Here is a 23,587-nt window from a genome sequence, read left to right on the forward strand (position 1 = left end):
CGAAATGGAAGGCTTGATTGTTTCCAACGTTCTGCTCTGGGTGCTGCTGGTGGCTGTGGCGTTTGTCGTCATGGGCCTGGTGCGGCAGATTGGCGTACTGCACGGCCGCCTCGCGCCAGCCGGCGCGCTGATGGTCGACAAAGGCGTGGCGGTCAATGAGCCCGCGCCACAAATCACCGCCTCCGACCGTCACGGTCGCCCGGTCAACTTCGGTTATGCCGGTGAGAAATCGCAACTGCTGTTTTTCCTCTCGCCGACCTGCCCGATCTGCAAGTCGCTGCTGCCGGCGATCAAATCCATCGCCAAGGAGCAAGCCGGCAGCCTGGATGTGGTGTTCGTCAGCGATGGCGACATGGACGCCCAGCAAGCGCTGATCCGCGAACACAAACTCGAAGACGCCACCTACGTGGTCGGCCCGGAAGTGGGCATGACCTACCAGATCGGCAAGCTGCCGTACGCCGCGCTGATCGACAAGGCCGGCACCCTGCGCGCCAAAGGCCTGGTCAACTCCCGCGAGCACCTGGACAGCCTGTTCGAGGTCGAGCATTTGAAGCACGCCACGCTGCAGCAGTACCTCAATGCCCAACCGCACACCCACGACCACAGCCACGGCCATAGCCACTGATAAGGCAGGGAGACCTTTATGAAACTGCTGGATCTGTTGTTCGAGCGCTCGACCCGCCGTGTCGCCGACACCACGTCGCGCCGTAAATTGCTGTCGCGCATGGGTTCGCTGATGGTGGCCGGTGCCGCCCTGCCCCTGCTGCTGCCGCTGGATCGCACCAGCAAGGCCCTGGCCGCGGAGCCGGCGCAGGCTGGCGACCCGGGTGATCCGAACAGTTGCGACTACTGGCGCTACTGCTCCATCGACGGCTTTCTGTGCAGCTGCTGCGGCGGATCGGTGACCTCCTGCCCACCGGGCACCGAAGCCTCGCAAGTGACCTGGATCGGCACTTGCCGCAATCCGGCCGATGGCAAGGACTACATCATTTCCTACAACGACTGCTGCGGTAAGCAAAGCTGCGCCCAGTGCGCCTGCACCCGTAACGACAGTGAAGAACCGGCCTACCGCCCGTTCAACAACAACGATGTGAACTGGTGCCTGGCCGCCAAGTCGCACATCTACCACTGCACCGTTTCGATCATCCGCGGCGTCGCCGTCTAAACGCGCAATTTCCGCCGGTTGCTCGGGCAATCGGCGGCTTTTTTTCTGTGACTGCTTTTCCTTTTTTTACTGTTTTGTGTGTGTACCTGTACCTGTACCTGTACCTGTACCTGTACCTGTAGGAGCGAGCATGCTCGCGAAGAACTCAAGGGCGACGCGTTGAATCAGATTGCCAGCGTTATCGTTGACGTCCATCGCGAGCTTGCCGCAAGCGGGCACTCGCTCCTACAGGTGCCGAACGGTCATCAGCGGAGTTGGATTACATGCGTAGTTTGATATTGCTCGGTCTCGTCTGCGCCCTGAGCGCCCCGCTTGCCCAGGCACGGGCCATTCCGGACCCGAACCAGCATCACGCGCCGGGCAATGAAGCGGTGCAAACCCCGATTGCCCAGGCCGGGTACAGCGTCGGCGTGAACTACCAACTGCAATGCGCCGGTTGCCACCTGGGCGACGGCACGGGTTCGGCCGCCAACGACACACCACGGATGAAAGACTTTGTCGGCAACTTCCTGAAAGTACCCGGTGGCCGCGAATTCCTCGTGCGGGTGCCGGGTATGTCGCAGTCGGCGTTGAACAACGCGCAACTGGCGGACTTGCTCAACTGGCTGATGCGCGAGGACGGCATGGCAGGCAAAAGCGTGCCGGCCGACTATCAGCCGTATACCGCCGAAGAGGTCACCGCGTTACGGGCCAAGACCATGCTCAACCTGCCCGGCACCCGCGGCGAGTTGATCAAGGCCATGCGTGCCCAGGGCATCGCGATCGATGACGGGATGAATTATTGAGAGCGACGTCCTTCAGGTTCGTCCGCCCGGATGATGGACTCACCGACGGCAAATAAGTAACGTAATCGGCGCTGCATTCGAACTCACACTATTGGCAAGGGAGTTTGCATCGTGACCGAAGAGACAAAAACCAAAGGACCGGCTTCGTACTTCCCGTCGATCGAAAAGAAGTATGGTCAGCCGATCAGCCATTGGCTGGACCTGCTCAAGACCATCAGCGACAAGAAACACATGGAGATGGTGGCCTGGCTCAAGACCGAACACGGCATGGGTCATGGTCACGCCAATGCGCTGGTCGCCTATCATCTGGCAGCCACGAAAAGCGCCTAGCCTCGCGTCCAGTCTTCGCAGCGTTGTCGGTGGTGCCGGGTAAAACCGGCCCACCGCTGATCTATCCTTTCTTCCATCCCCTTGCGCCGGACATCGACCATGTCAGCCCCCGAATCCACCCTCCTCGACAGCTGGCACCACAACGCCCGGGCCTGGATCGACGCCATCCGCACGGGCAGCATCGAAAGCCGCCAACAGGTCACCGACCAGGCCATTCTCCTGGCGGTGCTCGGTCGCCAGCCCGAGCGCGTGCTCGACCTGGGTTGCGGCGAAGGCTGGTTGTTGCGTGCGCTGGCTGACCGTGCCATCGATGCGGTGGGCGTGGATGGCGATGCAACGCTGGCAGAGGCGGCGCGGGCGGCGGGTTCTTCGCCGGTGCACGTGGCGAGTTACGAAGCGCTGGCAGAGGCGCAAGTCGACATCGGCCGCGACTACAACCTGATCTGCGCCAACTTCGCCCTGCTGCACCAGGACATCATTCCCCTGCTCGGCGCCATGAACACCCTGCTCGCCCCGGGTGGCGCGCTGGTGATCCAGACACTGCATCCGTGGGCTGCGGCGGCAGGCGATTATCAGGATGGCTGGCGGGAAGAGACCTTCGCCGGCTTCAAGGGGCAGTGGCAACCGATGCCGTGGTATTTCCGTACCCTGTCCAGTTGGCTCAATGCCCTGGACATGGCCGGCTTTACGCTGGCCGGCCTGCAGGAACCGCAACACCCGCAAAGCCCCGTGCCGCAGTCGTTACTGTTGGTGGCCGAGCCACGCCTGTAGGAGCGAACATGTTCGCGATGGGGCCGGCACATCCAACATCGATGTCGCCTGATACGCCGCCATCGCGAGCATGCTCGCTCCTACAGGTTTTCTGGCGTCAGGCCCATTCTTTGCGCAGTTGGCGCGCCGCATTGACCATGTGCACCAGCGCTGCCTCGGTTTCCGGCCAGCCGCGGGTTTTCAGGCCGCAGTCGGGGTTGACCCACAGGCGCTCGGCGGGGATGCGCTTGGCCGCCTTGCGCAGCAGGTTGGCCATTTCTGCGGAGTCCGGCACCCGTGGCGAGTGGATGTCGTATACACCCGGACCGATTTCATTCGGGTAGGCGAAGGCTTCGAACGCGTCCAGCAGCTCCATGTCCGAGCGCGAGGTTTCGATGGTGATCACGTCGGCATCCATGGCGGCGATGGACTCGATCACATCGTTGAACTCGCTGTAGCACATGTGGGTGTGGATCTGGGTTTCGTCGCGCACGCCAGAGGCGCACAGGCGGAACACTTCCGTCGCCCAGTCCAGGTAGTACTGCCACTGCGCCTGGCGCAACGGCAGGCCCTCGCGGAACGCGGCTTCGTCGATCTGCACGATCTTGATGCCGGCGGCTTCCAGATCGACCACTTCGTCGCGAATCGCCAGCGCCAGTTGGCGGGCCTGCACTTCGCGGCTGATATCTTCACGGGGGAACGACCACATCAGCATGGTCACGGGACCGGTCAGCATGCCCTTCATCACTTTGTCGGTGAGGCCCTGGGCGTAGCGGATCCACTCCACGGTCATGGCTTTCGGACGGCTCAGGTCGCCGAAGATCACCGCCGGTTTCACGCAGCGCGAACCGTAGCTCTGGACCCAGCCGAAACGGGTGAACACGTAGCCGTCGAGTTGCTCGGCGAAGTATTCGACCATGTCATTACGCTCGGCTTCACCGTGCACCAGCACATCCAGGCCCAGATGCTCCTGCACTTGCACGGCGTGACGGATCTCGCTGTGCATCGCTTCGGTATATTCGGTTTCGGTCAGCTTGCCTTGCTTGAATGACTGGCGTGCCAAACGGATAGACGCGGTTTGCGGATACGAACCGATAGTGGTGGTCGGAAACAGCGGCAGATTCAAGCCGGCGCGTTGTTTCTCGATACGCCGGGCAAACGGCGAGTGACGCTGGCTGTCCCTGGCGGTGATCGCCGCAACCCGCGCCTGAACAGCCGGTTTATGAATGCGTGGCGACGCAGCGCGATTGGCCTGCACGGCACGGCTTTGACTTAGCGCCTCAAGCACCTTTGGCGCTTCGGGCTCGTTGACCGCCTGCGCCAACACCGCCACTTCTTCGCACTTCTGCACGGCAAACGCCAGCCAGCTTTTCAGTTCGGCATCGAGCTTGTCTTCACGACCCAGGTCGACCGGGCTGTGCAACAGCGAGCAGGACGGCGCGACCCACAGGCGATCACCCAGGCGCTCGTGAGCATGCTGCAAGGTGGCCAGGGTGTTTTCCAGGTCGCAGCGCCAGACGTTACGGCCATTGACCACACCCAGCGACAGCACTTTGTAGGCCGGCAGGCGGTCGAGGATGGTCGGGAACTGCTCAGGCGCGCGGACGAGGTCGATGTGCAGGCCATCCACAGGCAGGTTGGCAGCCAGGCCGAGGTTTTCTTCCAGGCCACCGAAGTAAGTGGCGACCAGTTTCTTCAGCGGGTCACGCTGAATCAGGTTGTAGGCGCGTTCGAAGGCGTTTTTCCACTCCTGCGGCAGATCGAGCACCAGGATCGGCTCGTCGATTTGCACCCATTCAACCCCTTGTGCGGCGAGGCGCTGGAAGATCTGACCGTACAGCGGCAACAGGCGCTCGAGCAGTTCGAGCTTGTCGAATTCGGCGCCCTTGGCCTTGCCCAGCCACAGGTAAGTCAGCGGGCCGATGATCACCGGCTTGACGTTGTGCCCCAGCATGCGGGCTTCTTCGACTTCCTCGAACAACTGATCCCAACCGAGCTGGAACTGTTGCTCGGCGCTGAATTCAGGCACGAGGTAGTGATAGTTGGTGTCGAACCACTTGGTCATTTCCTGGGCGTGGGCGCCGCCGCAGCAGCTGTCGGTCACACCGCGAGCCATACCGAACAGGGTTTGCAGGCTGGCCTGGCCGTCGTGGGGGCGGAAGCGCTCAGGGATCACGCCGAACATCAACGAGTGGGTCAGGACCTGGTCGTACCAGGCGAAGTCGCCGACCGGCAACAGCTCGATCCCGGCTTTTTTCTGCAAGTCCCAGTGGGTCTTGCGCAGATCACGGCCCACGGCACGCAGACCGGCTTCGTCGAGTTCGCCCTTCCAGAACGCCTCTTGAGCCTTTTTCAGTTCACGGTCGCGACCGATGCGCGGAAATCCAAGGGAATGGGCCAAGGCCATGACAAATAACTCCAATGCGTTCTCAATGGGGCCATTGTCGACAGTGCCAGCGAGTGAGACAAACTCATTTTAATCTTGATGATCACAAGTTCTTCTCATGATAAGAGGCGCTATGCAACTGCCGCTGAATGGATTCAACGCACTCGACCCGATGTTCAACCTTACCTGCGTGTGCGCAAGCCGCGTCAATGGCATCATCACCCGCTACGAAGGCATCGATGCCCCCCTCTGATCGGCGAAGGAATAGTCCCGATGCGTATGAAAACACTGCCGGGCTGTGCCACGGCGTTCTCCCCGGACGCCAAGGCCAAGACCGCCGAGATCACCCAATGACGGCGATTTTTCGGCCGCGCCCGACGTTGATCTGTTTGTTGCTGTTGCTGGTGCTGGTGTTCTGGCTGTCCCTGGCCCTCGGGCCAGTCAGCCTGCCGCTGGGCGATACCCTGCTGGCCGGGATGCGTCTGCTCGGGTTGCCGCTGGAAGGTGGCGACACGCAACAGGCGCAACTGATCCTCGGGCAGATTCGCCTGCCGCGCAGCCTGCTCGGCATTGCCGTGGGTTCGGTACTGGCGTTGTCCGGCGTGGCGATGCAGGGGTTGTTCCGCAACCCCTTGGCTGACCCGGGCCTGGTCGGCGTCTCCGGTGGCGCGGCGCTCGGTGCCGCCATCGCCATCGTCGGTGGCAGCCTTTTGGGTGGCATGCCGCCCGCGGTTGAACCTTATCTGCTGTCGCTCAGTGCCTTCGCCGGTGGCTTGATCGTCACGGCGGTGGTGTATCGCTGCGGCCGCCGCAACGGGCAAACCGACGTTGCCACCATGCTGCTGGCGGGTGTGGCGATGACGGCCATGGCCGGTGCCGGCGTGGGGCTGTTCACCTATCTGGCCGATGATGCGACCCTGCGCACACTGACGTTCTGGAACCTGGGCAGCCTCAACGGTGCCAGCTACCCGCGCCTGTGGCCGTTGTTGATCGTCACCCTCGGCGTGGCGTTGTGGTTGCCACGGCGGGCGACGGCGCTCAATGCCATGTTGCTGGGCGAATCGGAGGCCCGTCACCTGGGCTTCGACATCGAGCGGATCAAGCTTGAGCTGGTGCTGTGCACGGCGCTTGGCGTCGGCGCGGCCGTCGCGGCGGCCGGCCTGATCGGTTTTATCGGCCTGGTGGTGCCGCACCTGATGCGCCTGCTGGTCGGCCCGGATCACCGGGTGTTGCTGCCCGCGTCGTTGCTGGCCGGCGCCAGCCTGCTGCTGTTGGCCGACCTGGCCGCACGCCTTGTGTTGGCGCCGGCAGAATTGCCCATCGGCATCGTGACCGCCTTGATCGGTGCGCCGTTCTTTCTATACCTGCTGGTACGAGGACGTTCCTGATGCTGCGGGCAAACAATCTGCTGGTACGCCGTGGCAATCGCACGGTACTGGCGAACATCGATATCCGATTGCACCCCGGTGAAGTACTCGGCGTGCTGGGACCGAACGGCGCCGGCAAAAGCACCCTGCTCGCCGCGTTGTGCGGCGAACTGGCGAGCAGCGCAGGCACCGTCAGCCTCGACGAGCGTCCGCTCGCCGACTGGCCGGGTCAGGAGCGGGCCAAACGCCTGGCGGTGCTGCCGCAGAGTTCGAGCCTGAACTTTGCGTTCTCGGTCAATGAAGTCGTCGGCATGGGTCGCTTGCCTCACGCCAGCGGTCGTGTGCGCGATGGCGAAATCGTCGCCGAGGCACTCCGCTGCGCCGATGCCCTGCACCTGGCCGAACGCAGCTATCTGGCCCTGTCCGGCGGCGAACGCCAGCGTGTGCATCTGGCGCGGGTGCTCGCTCAACTCTGGCCGGGGGCCGAAGGGCAAACCCTGCTGCTCGATGAACCGACGTCGATGCTCGATCCGTTGCACCAGCACACCATTTTGCAAGCCGTGCGCGACTTCGCCGAGCGCGGGGCCGCCGTGCTGGTGATTCTGCACGACCTCAACCTGGCTGCACGCTACTGCGATCAACTACTGTTGTTGCAACAAGGCCTGCCCCACGCCTACGGTCCCCCGGCACAGGTGCTGACCGCCGAAGCACTGGCGGCGGTGTATGGTTTGGAGGTGCTGATCCATCAACATCCGGAACGTGGCCATCCGTTGATCATCGCGCGTTGAAACCGTCCCCCTCCTTCATTGATCGAGGGGGCTTCTATCTTTTCAAGGAAAACCGATGCGCTTTCTGTTGCTGTGTGCATTCAGCCTGCTGGTTGCCTGCCAATCCCATTCCGTAACGCCGCCTCCGGCACCGATTGCCCCGCAAGGGCGCGATCATGCCGACCTCGGTGTCATCCGCGAACTCGCCAGCGGTCGCACGCTGACCCCGCAGGAACTGGTCGAGCGCCTGGCCGCCGCACCTCGGGTACTGGTCGGTGAACAGCACGACAACCCGGACCACCACGCCCTGCAGCTCTGGTTGCTGCGCGAACTGGCGGCACAACGTCCCCAGGGCAGCCTGCTGATGGAAATGCTCAACCCCGACCAACAGGCCAAAGTCGATGCCGCGCAGGTCGCGACCCGCGCTGGCCAGCCACCGGCCGACGCGTTCACGGCGCTGGCCTGGCAGGCCAATTGGGACTGGAGCGTCTATGGCGCCCTCGTCACCTACGCGCTGCACCAACCCTATCCACTGCTGGCGGCGAACCTGGATCGCGCGCAGATCATGCAGATCTACAAGCAGCGCCCGGTGCTCGCAGGGCAAGCGTCCACAACCCAACAGGTGCAGGCGACCTTGCTCGACGATATCCGCGAATCCCATTGCGGCCTGTTGCCCGAAGCCCAGATGCCGGCCATGCTCGCCGTGCAGCAACAGCGTGACCGGCGCATGGCCGAACGCCTGATGGCCGCGCCGACACCGGCATTGCTGCTGGCCGGCGCGTTCCATGTGCGCAAGGACCTGGGGGTGCCGCTGCACCTCAAGGACCTGGGTGCCGGTGAAGGCAACGCCGTGCTGATCCTGGCCGAAGCGGGCAAGACCGTGACCGCCGACAGCGCGGATTACGTGTGGTACACCGCCGCACAGCCGGCACAGGATCATTGCGCGAAGCTGCGTCGATAATCCTGAGCGCAAAGAATGTGGCGAGGGGGCTTGCCCCCGTTGGACTACGAAGTAGTCCCAAATACGGGCAATGCGTTTGTCAGGTAAACCGCATTCATCAGTTTGGCGACCGCTTCGCGGTCGAACGGGGGCAAGCCCCCTCGCCACAGGCAAGCCCCCTCGCCACAAGAGCACTTTCGCCCTGACGGCGCGACACTATGTCACGCCTCAGCGCCGGTCCAATGGTCGCATCCGCCCCTCGGGCACTGGCACAGTTTGTTAACATCCCCGCGATTTTTTCGTCTGTACAGCCATCGTGCTGTCAGTTCAGCCTGTTCGACAGGATGCTTTTTTCCATGAGTACTTCGTATACCCGCCGAACCGTCCTGCAAGGCATGGGCCTGTTGAGCCTGGGCCTGCTCGCCGGTTGCGACGACAGCAGCAAGCTGTCGTTCAAGTACGGCAAAGACCTCAGCGACAAGATCATGGGGCGCAACTTCAAGCTCAAGGACACCCAGGGCGAAACCCGGATGCTGGGCAGCTATCGCGGCCTGATGCCGATGGTGTTCTTCGGTTTCACCCAATGCCCGGCCGTGTGCCCGACCACCCTGGCCCGCGCCGCGCAGGCCAAGAAGCTGATGGGTCGCGATGGCGAAAGGCTGCAGGTGGTCTTCATCACCCTGGACCCCGAGCGCGACACCCCGGAGCTGCTCGACAAGTACGTCAAGGCATTCGACCCGAGTTTCGAAGCGTTGTACGGCACCCTCGAAGAAACCGCCGCCACCGCCAAGGAGTTCGGCGTGTTCTTCGAGAAAGTGCCGAGCGGCGACACCTATACCCTCTCCCATACCGCGACCAGCTATGTCTTCGACTCCCGGGGCAATCTGCGCCTGGGACTGTCCGCGTCCCTGACGGCCCAAGAGTGCGCAGAAGACCTGCTCACCGTAATGGAGGTTTGCTGAAAATGAATGCACCGCAGGCTAAAAACCGTTTCGCACAAGGTTGCAGGCAACTGGCGCTGGGCCTGTCCCTGGCTGGCCTGGCCTTCCAGGCGTCGGCACACACCGAGGTCCAGGACGCCTGGGTCCGCGCCACCGTGGCCGGCCAGCCATCGAGCGGTGCCTTCATGACCGTCACCGCGAGCGGCGACAGCAAGCTGCTGAGCGTGCAGACGCCGGTTGCCGGGCTGGTGCAGATTCATGAAATGAGCATGAAAGACGACGTGATGAAAATGCAGCAGGTGCCGTCCGTTGAGCTGCCGGCCGGTGAAGCGGTGAGCTTCGATCCCAACGGCTACCACATCATGCTGATGAACCTGACGAGCCAGATCAAGGAAGGCGACAAGGTGCCGCTGACCCTGACCGTGGAAGACGCCAAGGGTGTGAAAGAGTCGATTCAGGTTGAAGCCGTTGCCAAGGCGATCGCCACCATGGATCACAGCTCGATGCAACATGATCACAGCAAGATGAACTGATTGGAAACACAGAACCTGTAGGAGCGAGCATGCTCGCGATGGTCGTCAACGATGACACTGGCTGCCTGAGAGCCCGAGGTGTCTGGTCCACCATCGCGAGCATGCTCGCTCCTACAGGTTCAGTTCGAGTCAAACCAGCTTGAGCACGACCTTGATGTTGTTGCGCGTGGCTTTCGAGTACGGGCAGTACTGGTGTCCGGTGTCGACGATTTTCTGCGCCGTCTCGCGATCCAGCCCTGGCAGGCTGACATTGAGCCGCGCCTGAAGCAGATAACCGCCTTCATTGGTGCCCAGGTCGACTTCGGCATCGATGGCCACATCCTTGGGCAATGCCACTTTCATTTCCCTGGCCGCCACCTGCATGGCGCCGATGAAACAGGCCGACCATCCGGCAGCGAACAGTTGCTCGGGGTTGGTTCCGCCACCGCCAGCACCTGGCGACGACAGCTTCACATCGAGGATCCCGTCGGAGCTGCGCGACGCGCCGTCGCGCCCGCCGGTGGTGTGGGTCTGGGCGGTGTACAACACTTTATCGATCTGGCTCATGGTGACCTCCTGATTGAGTTGTAAGTAACCGATCCTGGCATCCCATCCAGTCGCCGGGATGGTCAATCAATATAGACGCCACAGGGCCACACCGTGGTCTATCCGACCGACGCCCGTTTCTTCATTTATGCGCCAACTTGTACCGGACGCAGTCCTCATAAAAGCTCTGCCGTACGGCAGTCGGCTGCAATCGCGACGAACTGTCATAAGTTTGTTCTGTAATGCCCAGAGCCATCATGCGCATCCAGGACTTGGCAAACTTGTAGACTTGGATCTTTTGCCGGGCGGCATACAGGGAAACACCGGAGAGTTTTAGTTCCTGTGCCCTTGCAGCGGTGCCCGCACCCCAACTGCACATGTACTTGTCATTGCTGGCCAGCTCTTTGGCTGGCGCCGAATTGGCAATACCCGCAACTACTAGCGGGACTAACGCGATCCATGTCTTGCGCATCTTGACCTGTTTAACTGGCTGAAAATGAATTAATTTTGCGGGGGAATTTTCAACTCGGGGGCCAGCATCGTGCCCTTTTTGCAAACTAGTGCAAAAACGGGATGGCGGATGCCATTTCTTGCGAGTTTTCAATCCTTTGCTATAGATAGACTCTCAATCGGCAACTAAGTGAGGCAACGGAATGTCAGTCGCAAAGAAAATGAGTGTGGGGCAACTGACTATGTTGACCGCAGTCAACATGTTGGGTTCAGGTATTGTGCTATTACCGACGAAACTCGCGGAAGTCGGCGCAATTTCAATCCTCTCCTGGCTGGTGACAGCCACCGGCTCCCTCGCTCTGGCCTACGCCTTTGCGCGATGCGGGATGCTCAGTCGCAAGACCGGCGGCATGGGCGGTTATGCCGAATACACGTTCGGTAAAGCGGGTAACTACATCACCAACTACACCTACGGTCTCTCGCTATTGATTGCCAACGTGGCGATCAGTATTACTGCGGTTGGCTACATCCAGGTGTTGTTCGGGATAAAACTGGATTCGTTGCAAGTAGGTCTGGCGACCATTGCATTGTTGTGGATCACCACCTTCGCCAACTTTGGCGGCGCCCGCATTACCGGCCGTATCGGCGCGGTGACGGTCTGGGGTGTGATTGCACCGGTGGTACTGGTATCCACCGTTGGCTGGTTCTGGTTCGACAGCAGCGTCTATGCCGCCGGCTGGAACCCTCACGACAAGAGCTGGTACGAAGCGGCCGGCGCCTCGGTGGCGATCACCCTGTGGGCCTTCCTTGGCCTGGAGTCGGCTTGCGCCAACACCGACGCCGTGGAAAACCCTGAACGTAACGTGCCGATTGCCGTACTGGGCGGCACCCTGGGTGCGGCGGTGATCTACATCGTTTCCACCAACGTGATCTTCGGTATCGTCGGCAACGAAGAACTGGTCGCGTCCACCGCGCCTTTCGGCCTGGTATTCGCCAAGATGTTCACCCCGATGGTCGGCGACATCGTGATGGCGGCCATGGTGCTTGCCTGCATCGGTTCGCTGCTGGGTTGGCAGTTCACTATCGCTCAGGTTTACGCCAGCTCCGCGAACACCGGGTACTTCCTGCCCATCTTCGCCAAGGGCAACAAGGCCGGCACGCCGATCATCGGCATGCTGGTACTGCTCACCGCACAGACCGCGCTGGCCCTGCTCACCATCAGTCCTGACCTGAGCAAGCAGTTCGACACCCTGGTCAACCTCGCGGTAGTCACCAACCTGGTGCCTTACATCCTGTCCATGGCTGCATTGATGACCATGCAGAAGGTGTCCAACGTTCCGGAAGGCAAGGCATTGGCAACCAATGTCGTCGCAGTGATCGCAGCGGCATACAGCTACCTGGCGCTGTACAGCTCCGGCGAACAGGCCCTGATGCTGGGCGGCGTGGCCACCATCGTCGGCTACACCCTGTTCGGCTTCGTCAACAACCGCCTGATCCGCCTCGAAGCACTCAACAACAGCGTGCCGACGCAAACCGTCAGCGCGCAGCATCTCACTGCCCAGCCAGTGCCTGTTAACAATCTGAATAAAGCCACCATGGAGGTTCAAGCATGACGGAATATAAACACTCTCTGGGTATGTTGGCGCTGCTGGTCAGCAGTCCGCCGGACAAACGAACGGTGTTCGGCCGCGCCCTGGACCAACTGGTCCACGACGTAGAAGGACGTGGCGTCAGCGTACTGGCCTCGGAAAGCCTCACCGATGCCGCTTCGATCCTGCGCTCGGACCCGGCCGTTCAATGCGTGCTGATCCGATGGGAAATGGACACCAGCGAAGGTCACGCCGACTGCATCAAACTGCTGGTCAAACTGCGCGAGCGCAACACACGTGTGCCGGTGTTCCTGATCAGCGACCGCACCACCGCATCGAGCATTCCGTTGCTGGTGATGCAACACGCCGACGACTTCATCTGGCTGCCCGAGGACACCTCGGGTTTCCTCAGCGGGCGCATCCTGGCCGCTATCGAGCGTTACCGCCAGGCCGCCCTGCCGCCGATGTTCGGCGCACTGGTGAAGTTTGCCCGTACCTATGAATACTCGTGGCACACCCCCGGCCATGCCGGCGGTACAGCCTTCCTCAAAAGCACCGCCGGACGGGCCTTCTACGAGTTCTTCGGCGAGAACCTGTTGCGTTCCGACCTGTCGATCTCGGTCGGCGAACTGGGTTCGCTGCTCGATCACAGCGGCCCTATCGGCCAGGGCGAGCGTTATGCCGCCAAGGTCTTCGGCGCCCATCGCACCTACTACGTGACCAACGGTTCGTCGATGTCCAACCGCGTCATCCTCATGGCCAGCGTCACGCGAAACCAGATCGCCCTGTGCGACCGCAATTGCCACAAGTCCGCCGAGCATGCGATGACCCTGTCCGGGGCGATTCCGACCTACCTGGTGCCAACCCGCAACCGCTACGGCATCATCGGCCCGATCCTGCCGCAGACCCTGAGCGCCGAAGGCGTGAAAGCCGCCATCGCCAACAACCCACTGGTCAAGCGAGGCATCGACCCGACGCCGGTGCACGCGATTGTCACCAACTCCACCTACGACGGCCTGACCTACAACGTCACCCGCGTTGAAGACCTGCTGGGCGAGAGTGTCGACCGTCTGCACTTCGACGAAGCCTGGTATGGCTACGCACGCTTCAACCCGCTGTACACCGGTCGCCATGCCATGCACGGCGACCCATCCGATCACGACAAGTCCAAGCCGACCGTGTTCGCCACCCAGTCGACCCACAAGTTGCTGGCCGCGCTGTCCCAGGCCTCGATGATCCACGTGCGCAACGGCCGCAACCCGATCGAACATGCACGCTTCAACGAGTCGTACATGATGCACGCCTCGACCTCGCCGAACTACGCGATCATGGCGTCCTGCGACGTCAGCTCGGCGATGATGGAAGCGCCGAGCGGGCAGATTCTCACCAGCGAGTCGATCGAAGAAGCGATCAGCTTCCGCCAGGTGCTCTCGCGCATGCACAACGAGATGCTCAGCAAGGAAGACTGGTTCTTCACCTGCTGGCAGCCGCCGACCGTACAAGTGGGCGCGGCGACCGTGCCGTTCCATGAGGTCGATCCGGCCACGCTGAAAACCGACCCGAACTGCTGGGTCCTGCACCCGAACGCGGTATGGCACGGCTTCGGTGACATCGAAGATGGCTACTGCATGCTGGACCCGATCAAGGTCTCGGTGCTCAGCCCGGGCATGGGCGACGACGGCAACCTGCTTGCCTCCGGTATCCCGGCCTGTGTGGTCACGGCCTACCTGAGCCGTCAGGGTATCGTGGTCGAGAAGACCACCGACTTCACCATCCTGTTCCTGTTCTCCATCGGCATCACCAAAGGCAAGTGGGGCACACTGCTCAACGCCCTGCTCGACTTCAAGCGCGACTACGACGACAACGCCGAGCTCGAACTGTGCCTGCCGGACCTGTACAACGCTCACCAGCAACGCTATGCCGGCATGGGCCTGAAGGATCTGGCCGACGAAATCTTCGCCGCCATGAAGAAGCACAAGACCACCGCCAACATGTCCCAGGCCTTCGGCACCCTGCCACACGCCGAGTTCAGCCCGGTGGAGGCCTACGAAAAACTGGTGCGCAACGACATCGAACTGGTGACCCTCGAGGAAGCCGCCGGCCGCCTCGCGGCAACCGGTATCGTGCCGTACCCGCCAGGCATTCCGTTGCTCATGCCAGGCGAGAACGCCGGTCCCGCGGACGGCCCGTTACTGGCGTATCTCAAGGCCCTGGAAGCCTTCGACAGATCCTTCCCCGGTTTCACCCATGACACCCACGGGATCGAAGTCGAAGACGGCGTTTATCGGATGCTGGTACTGAAATAAGTCACGCAGTTTCACCGCAACCCCTGTGGGAGCGAGCCTGCTCGCGAAGACGGCCTGACAGTCAACCTAGATGGCGACTGACACTCCGCTTTCGCGAGCAGGCTCGCTCCCACATTGCGTTGCGTACACCCAAAATCCCTATGGGCAAATTCAATCACAGCGCTCTATGATTGACCCCATGACCACCACCGCTCCAATCCGCTCACCCTGCCCGCCCGGCGCCTGCGACTGCGGGCGTGACCCGTTGCTGGAAACGCCAGGGGCGGACCTGCGCATTCTGTTTCTGACCCGCAACGAAGAAAAGCGCCTGATCGAACGCCTGGAAAACCTGCAGAGCCTGAGCGATCTCGAGCACGTGCAGCGACGCATGTTCGAGCAGTTGGGTATTCGCGTGGACATCGCCCCCGGTTTCAATGAAGTGCGCACCATGCGCGGCATCGGCATCCAGGTTGGCGAGTTGCCCGGGCTGTGTCGCAAGACCCGCGCCAACATCCCCGCCGCCATTCGCCGAGCCATGGAAAAGCGCCCGGAGATTGCCTACGAGCTGCTCAATGCCAACGACCTGTTGCGTGACACCTGATGAACCCCATTCTCGAGTTCCCCCTCACCGACGAGATTCTCACCTCGTTCGCCCTGGCCATCGGTGCCGACCTGCAGGGCTACCGCAACCACATTTACCGGGTGCTGAACTTCCATGCGGCCCTCAGCGCAACCGAAGGTTTGCCCTCGGACGCCGTACAAATCGCGGCGGCGTTTCACGACCTGGGTATCTGGACCGATGACACCCTTGACTACCTGCCGCCCTCCATAGCCCTGGCCATTGAGTACCTCGACAGCCGGCAACGGGCGGACCTGAAGGTTGAAGTCAGTGCGTTGATACTTGAGCATCACAAGCTGCGCCGATATCACGGTGCCTGTGCCGACAGCGTCGAACCCTTTCGCCAGGCCGATCTGGTGGACGTATCCCTGGGCCTGGTGCGTTTCGGCCTGCCCCGCAGCTTCATCGGAACCGTGCGGTCGACCTTTCCCGATCACGGTTTTCACTCGATGTTGATGAAGCTTTCCGCCCGGCAATTGCTGCGCACGCCGCTGCGGCCGTTGCCCATGTTTCGCTGGTGAGACAAGCGTCCGTTCGATTTGCTGCAAAAACACTTGAAATTACACACTTTTTGACTATCCATTACTGGATATTTCGCAATTCAAACCTACGCTCTTCGCTGGGGCTATGAAATTCAATCTTGACTCGGTCAAAGCCAGGATCACCGCAGTGCGGGCCGAGATGGCCAAGTAGACAGCCGGATCCACGGGCAGTTGGTGAACACCACCCGGATTCGAAAAAATGGACATTTGCTGAGGTAATTAGATGCCAACAAGAAACTATGCCCTGCCCACTTTCACGCTCCTTGCCCTGTGCTGTCAGCAAGCCTGGGCAGGTGGCATCATGCTTTATGAGATCGGCACCGATAACGCCGGCCTGGCCAACGCCGGTGCCGCCGCCCGTGCCCAAGGCCCCTCGACCATCGCCAGCAACCCGGCAGGCATGAGCTACCTGCCCGGCACACAAATCACCGGTGGCTTGCAGGTCTTGTACGGCGATCTGACCTTCGACCGTGACTCCGGCACCAATGTGTCCGGCAGCGGCAGTGGCAATTCCCTTGATCCGATCCCCGGCGGCAGCTTCTTCATCAGCCATGAACTCGACGATCACTGGAGTGTCGGTTTCGGCTCCTATGGCGACTTCGGCCTGGCGGTCAATTACGACAACGACTGGTCAGGCCGCTACTTCGCGCAAAACTCCAGCCTGCTCGGACTGTCGCTGGTGCCGAGCGTGTCCTACCGCTTCAACGAACAATGGTCGGTGGGCCTGGGCATCAAGGCCATGTATGGCATGTTGCAGGCGCAAACGGCGATTGACCGCTCACCGTTCGGCTTTACCGACCGCGCGGACGGCCAGTACAAATACGAGGACAATGCCTGGGGTTACGGTGCCAACGTCGGGGTGATCTACGCCCCGCAACCGGGTACGCGCATAGGCCTGGCCTACACCAGCCAGGTCGACCTGGACTTCAAGGACCGGCTGGACGTCAAGGGCGACGGCCGCCTGCTCGAGCGCGTCAACAACACCAATACCGAACTCGACATGAAGGTGCCGCAGACGCTCACCCTGAGCCTGTTCCAGCAACTGGACCGGCAATGGGCCTTGCTTGCCTCGGCCAACTGGCAGGACTGGTCAGAGTTCGGCGATATCGGGGTTGAAGTCGACACCACGGCGTTTGGCTCGCAATCGACAACCGTCGATGCCGGGTTCAAGGACACCTGGCACCTCTCCCTTGGCGCTCAGTACCAGGCCACCGAACAGTTGTTGTGGAACTTCGGGATGGCCTACGATAGCAGCGCCGTCTCGGACAGCAACCGCAGCGTGATCATCCCGATGGCCGAATCCTGGCGCATTGCGACAGGAGCCACCTATGCTCTGGACAAGGACACCGATGTCAACGTCAGTTGGGCCATGGTCTGGCTCGGCGACATGCCGGTGGACCAGACCAAGTCCTCGGGCAATCGAATATCCGGTGAATTCGACAATGCCTGGATTCAGGCCTTGACCGGGAACATGACCTGGCGATTCTGATGTACTGCTGACAAAAAAAACGAAGATTTCATCCAAGGAGTAAACACAACTATGAATCTGTCCCGAAAACTGCTCGTCGGCGCCACGCTGGCCAGTCTGTTGCTAGGCGGTTGCACCTCGAAAGTGACTGAGAGGGAGCAGTACTCAGGCTTCCTGTCCAACTACAACAACCTGCAGGAAGTCGAAACGCCGAGCGGCGGTACCGCGATGCGCTGGGTCAGCCCTTCGTGGAACCCGAATGCCTATGACACCGTGGTGTTCAACAAACTGGAACTGTACCCGGCGCCCAAGCCGGATGAGCGGGTCAACCAGCAGACGCTGACCGACATTCAGAACTACATGACCAACAAGGCCAAGGGCACGCTGGGTCAGAAGTACCGTGTAGTGTCCAGCACCTCTTCCGTACCGGCCGGTTCCCGTCCGCTGATCATGCGCGCGGCGATTACCGGGGTGAACGCCGAGAACGAAGGCATGAAGTGGTATGAAGTGGTCCCCATCGCGGCCGTAGTCGGCGCTACCCAGGCCGCCACCGGTCACCGTGACCAGGATACCACCCTGTTCATCGAAGCCGAGTTCGTCGACGCGAAGAGCAACCAGACCGTGGCCAAAGTGGTGCGCAAGGTGTTCGGCACGACCCTGGAAAACGAAAGCCAGAAGATTACCGCCAAGGACTTCAAGGCGGCGATCGACAAACTGGGTAGCGACTTCCAGGCATTCCTGAAGTAACCCCCTGTAGGAGCGAGCACGCTCGCGATGGACTCGAGAACGCCGCGTTTAACCAGTAAACACGCGTTATCGTTAACCACCATCGCGAGCTTGCCGCAAGCGGGCACTCGCTCCTACATGAATTTCCCGCCAGGCGCTATTTTTTCACCCCCACCCGCCGACGCATTGCGGCGGTGATCGCGCGCCCATGGCGCCCCCCCACTTCTGCAAGCACGTTCCCTTGATTCCCTCAGGACTTCTCGCAAACGTCTCCTGACCAGGCAGAGCGAGCAATTGGGGCAATCATTCAATTGGCGTTGAAAAGACCCGGACCGGCACCGTTGGGCTGACGCCCCGGCCCACTGAGGACTTGTCCGGGGTATTTCCTTGCGGCGCAGCTAAGATTCATGAATGGTGAACCTTATTCCCGGATACCCGGTCGATACCTGCAACCCGACCCGGTTCGTCGCCACCCCGTGCGCGGGGTGACAACTGGCATGCTTCATTCACTGGAGAACGCCCCCGTGATTTCAACCCTGTACATCGCCAGGCTCAAAGCATGGGGCGCCCATGGCTTTACCGCCACTGGCGTGGTCACCGCTTTTCTCGCCACCCTGTCCCTGCTGGATAACCAGCCGACCCATTGTCTGTTGTGGCTGGGTGTCGCCCTGATCGTCGACGGCCTGGACGGGGCGCTGGCGCGCAAGGTCAATGTACAGTCGGTGCTGCCCAGCTTCGATGGCTCGATCCTCGACCTGGTGATCGATTACCTGACCTATGTGTTTATCCCTGCCCTGTTCATCTACCGCTACATCCCGTTGCCGGACTACACCTTGCTGCTCGGCGTGTCGCTGATTCTGGTGTCGTCGCTGTTCTGCTTCTGCAACGTCAACATGAAGAGCAAGGACAACTACTTCCAGGGCTTCCCCGCCGCCTGGAACGTGGTTGCCCTGTGCCTGTACATCATCGCCCCGTCACCGTGGATCACTTTCGCAACGATCATTGGCCTGGCCCTGCTGACCGTCACCCGGATGAAGTTCCTGCATCCGTTCCGCGTGCGCCGGTTCATGCCGATCAACATTGCGGTGACCGCCATCTGGTTGCTGTGCAGTTTGTCGCTGGTGCTCAACCATCCGGTGATCAATCCGTTGGTGATGGGCTTGTGGCTGCTGATGTCGGCGTACTTCCTGGGCATCTGCCTGTGGCGCACGGCGCTGGAATGGCTCGACGAATCGAGGCTCAAATAGCCATGCCGGTCCATATCGTTCAACTCGGTTCACCCCGCCGCCCCGACGAAGGTTTGCGCCTGGGCACGGTACGCCGCCCTCCCCGTGGCGTTGCGAAAACCGAGTTCGCCCGACGGGATTTCTATGATGTCTGGCAGCCGCTGCTGTCACCCAGCGCGGAACTGGTGGCCGAGGCCAAGGCTGCGCAGGATGCCAAGGCCTGGGAGGTTTTCCGGCGCAAGTTCAAGGCGGAGATGAACCAGCCTGCTGCCAGTCAGATGCTGGACCTGCTGGCTGCACTGTCCCACCGGACGTCCCTGGCCGTGGGCTGTTATTGCGAGGATGAAGCGCATTGTCACCGGTCGGTGTTGCGCGAGTTGCTGGAGGCGCGGGGGGCGGAGGTGGTGTAGGAGCGGGTGCCCGCTTGCGGCATGCTCCAGGCGGCGTTCCGACGAAAAACGCCAGGACAACGAGGGCATTCATGCAGCACGCGTTATCGTTGACGTCCATCGCGAGCGTGCTCGCTCCTACAGGGGGCATTGCATCGCTATCGCTCACCGCCGCGTAATCACCACCTCCAGATACTCGCTCGGCACCACCAGCGATTTGTCTCCCGCCCGGTTCATCCGGTCGATCAGCCCGGTCAGGTCCGCTTCCAGTGCCTTGGCCCCGTCCTCGGGCAACGCGGCGAAGGCCTTGTGCATCGGCCCGTACCAATTGCGGAAGGTGTCGATGAAATGCGCCGTCGAGCGATAGCGAAAATTGAAGGTGCGGCGCGTCACCTGGAGCAGGAATTCCCGTTCGTCGAAATGCTCGTGCAACCAGGCTTCGGTGCCCCAGCGCGAGGGCGGATTCGCGCCCGGCGCAGGTGGCAGGTGCTGGCCAAGGGTCTTGAACATCTGACCGACAAAACCTTCCGGCGTCCAGTTGGCCAGGCCGATCCGCCCACCCGGGCGGCAAACCCGCGCCAGCTCTGCGGCGGCCTTGGGTTGGTCCGGCGTGAACATCACGCCGAAGGTCGACAGCACGGCATCGAAACTGCCATCGGCAAAGGGCAAGGCTTCGGCATCGGCGACCTGGAAGGACACATTCAGGCGCTCTGCCCGGGCGCGCTCTTCGCCACGCTCCAGCAAGGCCGCGACATAGTCGGTGGACGTCACCTGGCAGCCACGGCGCGCGGCGGCGAGGGTCGCGTTACCGTTGCCGGCGGCGACATCGAGCACGCGTTCATCGCACAACAGGTCACAGGCTTCGGCCAGTTGTTCGCCGACGATTTGCAGGGTGGTTCCGATCACGGCGTAGTCGCCGCTGGCCCAGGAGGCCATCTGGCGGTTTTTCAGGGCAGTCAGATCAATGGGTGTACTCATGGAGACAGTCTCTGGGTTGAAACACGAGTCGGGCCTGACGGGCAGTTACTCCGCCGTCGTCGGATCGATGACGTTCATGACCTGGGAAATGCGGTTGGCGGGAAAACCACTGATCCTGGCGTGCTCCCTGATCTGCTCTTCGTTCGGCGAAATGTACACGCAGTAGAGCTTGTCGCCCGTGACATAGCTCTGCAGCCACTGCACCTCCGGCAAATCGCGCAACGCCCGGCAGGACTTTTGCGAAGCGGCTTTCAAATCCCTTTCCGACAGAGCTCCGGCGCCCTGGATCTCGCGTTCAATGACGAACTTCGGCATGGCAACCTCTCTTTTCTTGTTCGGGGTGGCAGGGTCGGTACTGACCCTGTAGACAAACTATCGTCCTGGCGGGCGTTGGCGTCCTGTCCGATCGTCGCCCAAGCCTGTCCGATCGTCCGGAGATTCCACGTTGCGCGCCGACGCGTTCACAATCAGGAATCCTTCCACGGGAGCTCCCTATGGACGCTCTGTCCCAGACCCTGCGCGTCGTCCACCTGGTGGGCGCGATCTTCATCAACGCCCGGTTCACCGCGCCCTGGTGTTATCAGTCGCCCAGTGCCGACACGGCGGCGCCGTTTCTGGAGCCCGATGCGGAACGGGTGGTGATCTTTCACCTGATCACCGAGGGCGAGTGCTATGTCGAACTGGGGGATGATCCGCCGCTGCTGCTGAGCGCGGGCGACGTGGTGATCTTCCCCCAGGGTGATGCCCATCGCATGTGCTCCCGACCGGGATTGCCCCCGGCCACGGGTGCGCGACTCGATGCGGTGCTGGCGCGGCGGCCCCGGCAGCTGAGTTATGGCGGCGGTGGCGCGGTCACCCGCCTGGTGTGTGGCTACCTGGCGTGCGACACGCGCCTGGCGGGCATGTTGCTCAAGGGCTTGCCCGCCGTGGTGCGGGTCAATGTGCGCGGTTCGAGTGCCGGTATCTGGCTGGAGTCTTCCGTGCGCTATGCACTTGCCGAAGCCCGCTCGCCCCGCCCCGGCGGCGAAGGCGTATTGGCCAAACTCGCCGAAGTGTTGTTCATCGAAGTGCTGCGCCTGTACATGAATGAACAGGGCGAAGGCCGCACCGGCTGGCTGGCCGGCGTGCGCGACCGCATTGTCGGGGCCGCCCTCAACGCCTTGCACAAAAAACCCTGCCACGCCTGGACGCTGGACGAACTGGCGCGCACCGCCAGCACCTCGAGATCGGTATTGGCCGAACGTTTCCAGCAACTGGTGGGGATCTCGCCGATGCAGTATTTGACGCAATGGCGCATGTTGCTGGCCGCCAACCTGTTACGCAGCAGCAACAGCTCATTGACGCGGATCGCCGAAGAAGTGGGTTACCAGACCGATACCGCCTTCAGCCGCGCCTTCCGCCGCGAGTTTGGTGCCCCGCCGGCGGCATGGCGGCGCGGTCAGGCGACGTCGAATCACTTGAGCGGTCGCTGAACCGGTGGCGAGACGAGAACCTATCTGGCCTTGGCCTCCTCCAGCAACTGCCGGATCACTTTCTCCTGCGTGTCGTAGCTGCCTTCACCGAAGTGGGTGTAACGCACCTGCCCCTTGGCATCGATGATGTAGTGCGCCGGCCAGTACTGGTTGTCGAAGTTGCGCCAGATCGCGTAGTTGTTGTCGATCGCCACCGGGTAGGTGATGCCGTATTCCTTCACCTTGGCCCTGACGTTGTCGATGATGCGTTCAAAGCCGTATTCGGGCGTGTGTACGCCAATCACCACCAGCCCGTCCTTTTCATACTTCTTCGCCCAGTCCTTCACGTACGGCAGGGTGTGCTTGCAGTTGATGCAGTCGAAGGTCCAGAAGTCCACCAGCACCACTTTGCCCTTGAGCGCTTCATTGGTCAGAGCCGGCGAGTTGAGCCACTCCACCGCGCCGGACAGCGACGGCATGGCGCCCTGGGCGTTGCCCATGGTGCTGTCGGCCTTTACCTTGCTGACCAGGTAATCGACGACTTTCGGCACGGTCTCCAGCACGCCCTGTTCGACACGGCTGACCGTTTCGGATGAGGTGTTGGCCAGCAACTGGTCATTGGCGCCAGTGGCGATCACCGCTGCCCCGCCCAGCACCGCGATCCCGGCGCCACGACGCAACCAGCCAGTCACCGGAATCGACGGTTTCAAGCGATTGACCAGGCCGCGACCGGCAAAGATCAAGGTGCCCAGGGACAGCGCACTGCCCGCGCCATAAGCCACCAGCAGCAGACTGGTACCGGCGTTCGCGCCCTGCAGCATGGCACCGGTCAGAATCACCCCGAGAATCGGCCCGGCGCATGGAGCCCAGAGCAGCCCGGTGGCGACACCGATCATGATCGAAGCCAGCGGTCCGGATAACTTGCGCGTGCCTGGGTCAATGCGATTGCCCAGCAGCACGAAGGGCCGTGCCAGCCAGTCGCCGACCCGGGCCGAGATCAGTGACAGGGCGAACAGCACCATCACCAACAGAGCGACGTGGCGGCCGGTGTTGCTGGCCTGTATCACCCACTCGGTGCTGACCACGGCCAGGCTCGAGACCAGGGCGAAGGTCAGGACCATGCCGCCGAGGGTGAGCAGGATCGAGGAGCGTGTATGGTCGGCCCCGGCGAACAGGAAAGGCACGACCGGCAGGATGCACGGGCTGAGGACGGTCAATATGCCGCCCAGGAAAGCGATGAGTAACATGGGATCACCTGATGCACATTAGAAAGCAACACATGGCCAATGTGGGAGCGAGCCTGCTCGCGAAGGCGTCCGGTCAGGCGACACATCGCCAACCGGACAATCGTTTTCGCGAGCAGGCTCGCCCCCAC

The 23,587-nt window shown here is 61.8% G+C and carries 25 protein-coding genes; 19 read left to right on the plus strand and 6 right to left on the minus strand.

The annotated features are described in order from the left end of the window. Positions 1–4 precede the first annotated feature (4 nt). The 5 genes from mauD (at position 5) to CAG47_RS24470 (ending at position 3,051) form a co-directional block, all read left to right on the plus strand. Entirely contained in the window at positions 5–625 is a 621-nt protein-coding gene (mauD, locus tag CAG47_RS24450; protein ID WP_085728207.1) for a methylamine dehydrogenase accessory protein MauD, read from the plus strand. Positions 626–643: 18 nt separating this feature from the next. After that, positions 644–1,165, plus strand: coding sequence for a methylamine dehydrogenase light chain (locus CAG47_RS24455; protein ID WP_085728209.1), 522 nt, complete (start codon positions 644–646; stop codon positions 1,163–1,165). Positions 1,166–1,428: 263 nt separating this feature from the next. Next, a complete protein-coding gene (locus tag CAG47_RS24460) occupies positions 1,429–1,950 on the plus strand; it encodes a cytochrome C (RefSeq protein ID WP_085728214.1) in 522 nt (173 codons plus the stop codon). 111 nt (positions 1,951–2,061) lie between these two features. Beyond that, on the plus strand, positions 2,062–2,280 hold the full coding sequence (locus CAG47_RS24465) for a DUF4287 domain-containing protein (protein WP_085728216.1): 219 nt from the start codon (positions 2,062–2,064) through the stop codon (positions 2,278–2,280). A 99-nt stretch (positions 2,281–2,379) separates the two neighbouring features. Then, on the plus strand, positions 2,380–3,051 hold the full coding sequence (locus CAG47_RS24470) for a bifunctional 2-polyprenyl-6-hydroxyphenol methylase/3-demethylubiquinol 3-O-methyltransferase UbiG (protein ID WP_085728218.1): 672 nt from the start codon (positions 2,380–2,382) through the stop codon (positions 3,049–3,051). 97 nt (positions 3,052–3,148) lie between these two features. Here CAG47_RS24470 and metE read toward each other — a convergent pair whose 3' ends face one another. Continuing rightward, positions 3,149–5,437: a 5-methyltetrahydropteroyltriglutamate--homocysteine S-methyltransferase gene (gene metE, locus CAG47_RS24475; RefSeq protein WP_085728220.1), complete on the minus strand. Its 2,289-nt coding sequence runs from the start codon at positions 5,435–5,437 to the stop codon at positions 3,149–3,151. Between the two features lie 383 nt (positions 5,438–5,820). On the opposite strand from metE, the gene CAG47_RS24480 reads away from it, so the two are divergent. The 5 genes from CAG47_RS24480 (at position 5,821) to CAG47_RS24500 (ending at position 9,964) form a co-directional block, all read left to right on the plus strand. Then, a complete protein-coding gene (locus CAG47_RS24480) occupies positions 5,821–6,804 on the plus strand; it encodes an iron ABC transporter permease (RefSeq protein ID WP_177409073.1) in 984 nt (327 codons plus the stop codon). Then, positions 6,804–7,571 carry a heme ABC transporter ATP-binding protein gene (locus tag CAG47_RS24485; RefSeq protein ID WP_085728223.1) on the plus strand — a complete coding sequence of 256 codons (768 nt, stop codon included), beginning with the start codon at positions 6,804–6,806 and terminating at the stop codon, positions 7,569–7,571. The genes CAG47_RS24480 and CAG47_RS24485 overlap by 1 nt, the downstream gene beginning before the upstream one ends. A 55-nt stretch (positions 7,572–7,626) precedes the next feature. Next, complete coding sequence (locus CAG47_RS24490) at positions 7,627–8,511, plus strand: ChaN family lipoprotein (protein ID WP_085728225.1); 885 nt, start codon at positions 7,627–7,629, stop codon at positions 8,509–8,511. A gap of 335 nt (positions 8,512–8,846) precedes the next feature. After that, the gene (locus tag CAG47_RS24495) at positions 8,847–9,452 is read left to right on the plus strand and encodes an SCO family protein (protein WP_085728230.1); all 606 of its coding nucleotides are present in this window, start codon (positions 8,847–8,849) and stop codon (positions 9,450–9,452) included. A 2-nt stretch (positions 9,453–9,454) separates the two neighbouring features. Further along, complete coding sequence (locus tag CAG47_RS24500; protein ID WP_085728232.1) at positions 9,455–9,964, plus strand: copper chaperone PCu(A)C; 510 nt, start codon at positions 9,455–9,457, stop codon at positions 9,962–9,964. A gap of 129 nt (positions 9,965–10,093) precedes the next feature. Here the strand turns inward: CAG47_RS24500 and CAG47_RS24505 are convergent, their stop codons facing one another. Together CAG47_RS24505 and CAG47_RS24510 are read right to left on the minus strand one after the other, a co-directional pair. Continuing rightward, positions 10,094–10,510 carry an organic hydroperoxide resistance protein gene (locus CAG47_RS24505; protein WP_085728234.1) on the minus strand — a complete coding sequence of 139 codons (417 nt, stop codon included), beginning with the start codon at positions 10,508–10,510 and terminating at the stop codon, positions 10,094–10,096. A 121-nt stretch (positions 10,511–10,631) separates the two neighbouring features. Then, positions 10,632–10,961, minus strand: coding sequence for a hypothetical protein (locus CAG47_RS24510; protein ID WP_085728237.1), 330 nt, complete (start codon positions 10,959–10,961; stop codon positions 10,632–10,634). Positions 10,962–11,142: 181 nt separating this feature from the next. Between CAG47_RS24510 and potE the strand changes: the two genes are divergently transcribed. The 8 genes from potE to CAG47_RS24550 all read left to right on the plus strand — a co-directional run bounded on the left by potE (position 11,143) and on the right by CAG47_RS24550 (position 19,804). Further along, positions 11,143–12,552: a putrescine-ornithine antiporter gene (gene potE, locus CAG47_RS24515; RefSeq protein ID WP_085728239.1), complete on the plus strand. Its 1,410-nt coding sequence runs from the start codon at positions 11,143–11,145 to the stop codon at positions 12,550–12,552. Then, on the plus strand, positions 12,549–14,834 hold the full coding sequence (locus CAG47_RS24520) for an Orn/Lys/Arg decarboxylase N-terminal domain-containing protein (protein ID WP_085728241.1): 2,286 nt from the start codon (positions 12,549–12,551) through the stop codon (positions 14,832–14,834). Before potE ends, CAG47_RS24520 begins: the two co-directional genes overlap by 4 nt. Positions 14,835–15,012: 178 nt before the next feature. After that, the gene (locus tag CAG47_RS24525) at positions 15,013–15,414 is read left to right on the plus strand and encodes a hypothetical protein (protein ID WP_085728243.1); all 402 of its coding nucleotides are present in this window, start codon (positions 15,013–15,015) and stop codon (positions 15,412–15,414) included. Further along, complete coding sequence (locus tag CAG47_RS24530) at positions 15,414–15,953, plus strand: phosphohydrolase (protein WP_085728245.1); 540 nt, start codon at positions 15,414–15,416, stop codon at positions 15,951–15,953. The genes CAG47_RS24525 and CAG47_RS24530 overlap by 1 nt, the downstream gene beginning before the upstream one ends. Positions 15,954–16,197: 244 nt before the next feature. Next, complete coding sequence (locus tag CAG47_RS24535) at positions 16,198–17,463, plus strand: OmpP1/FadL family transporter (RefSeq protein ID WP_085728246.1); 1,266 nt, start codon at positions 16,198–16,200, stop codon at positions 17,461–17,463. A gap of 51 nt (positions 17,464–17,514) precedes the next feature. Continuing rightward, complete coding sequence (locus CAG47_RS24540) at positions 17,515–18,189, plus strand: DUF3313 domain-containing protein (protein WP_085728247.1); 675 nt, start codon at positions 17,515–17,517, stop codon at positions 18,187–18,189. A 503-nt stretch (positions 18,190–18,692) separates the two neighbouring features. Beyond that, a complete protein-coding gene (gene pcsA / locus CAG47_RS24545) occupies positions 18,693–19,415 on the plus strand; it encodes a phosphatidylcholine synthase (RefSeq protein WP_085728249.1) in 723 nt (240 codons plus the stop codon). A 2-nt stretch (positions 19,416–19,417) separates the two neighbouring features. Continuing rightward, complete coding sequence (locus CAG47_RS24550; RefSeq protein WP_085728252.1) at positions 19,418–19,804, plus strand: DUF488 domain-containing protein; 387 nt, start codon at positions 19,418–19,420, stop codon at positions 19,802–19,804. 144 nt (positions 19,805–19,948) lie between these two features. Here CAG47_RS24550 and CAG47_RS24555 read toward each other — a convergent pair whose 3' ends face one another. Further along, positions 19,949–20,761, minus strand: coding sequence for a class I SAM-dependent methyltransferase (locus CAG47_RS24555; RefSeq protein ID WP_085728255.1), 813 nt, complete (start codon positions 20,759–20,761; stop codon positions 19,949–19,951). 45 nt (positions 20,762–20,806) lie between these two features. Further along, a complete protein-coding gene (locus tag CAG47_RS24560; protein WP_085728257.1) occupies positions 20,807–21,076 on the minus strand; it encodes a DUF4242 domain-containing protein in 270 nt (89 codons plus the stop codon). Between the two features lie 179 nt (positions 21,077–21,255). Here CAG47_RS24560 and CAG47_RS24565 point away from each other — a divergent pair, with 179 nt between their 5' ends. After that, positions 21,256–22,233 carry an AraC family transcriptional regulator gene (locus CAG47_RS24565; RefSeq protein WP_085728259.1) on the plus strand — a complete coding sequence of 326 codons (978 nt, stop codon included), beginning with the start codon at positions 21,256–21,258 and terminating at the stop codon, positions 22,231–22,233. Between the two features lie 20 nt (positions 22,234–22,253). Here the strand turns inward: CAG47_RS24565 and CAG47_RS24570 are convergent, their stop codons facing one another. Next, positions 22,254–23,459 (minus strand): cytochrome c biogenesis protein DipZ, encoded by a 1,206-nt coding sequence (locus CAG47_RS24570; protein ID WP_085728261.1) that lies wholly within the window; start codon positions 23,457–23,459, stop codon positions 22,254–22,256. Positions 23,460–23,587 lie beyond the last annotated feature (128 nt).

It is taken from the genome of Pseudomonas sp. R37(2017), from assembly GCF_002113375.1.
Classification (GTDB): Bacteria; Pseudomonadota; Gammaproteobacteria; order Pseudomonadales; family Pseudomonadaceae; genus Aquipseudomonas.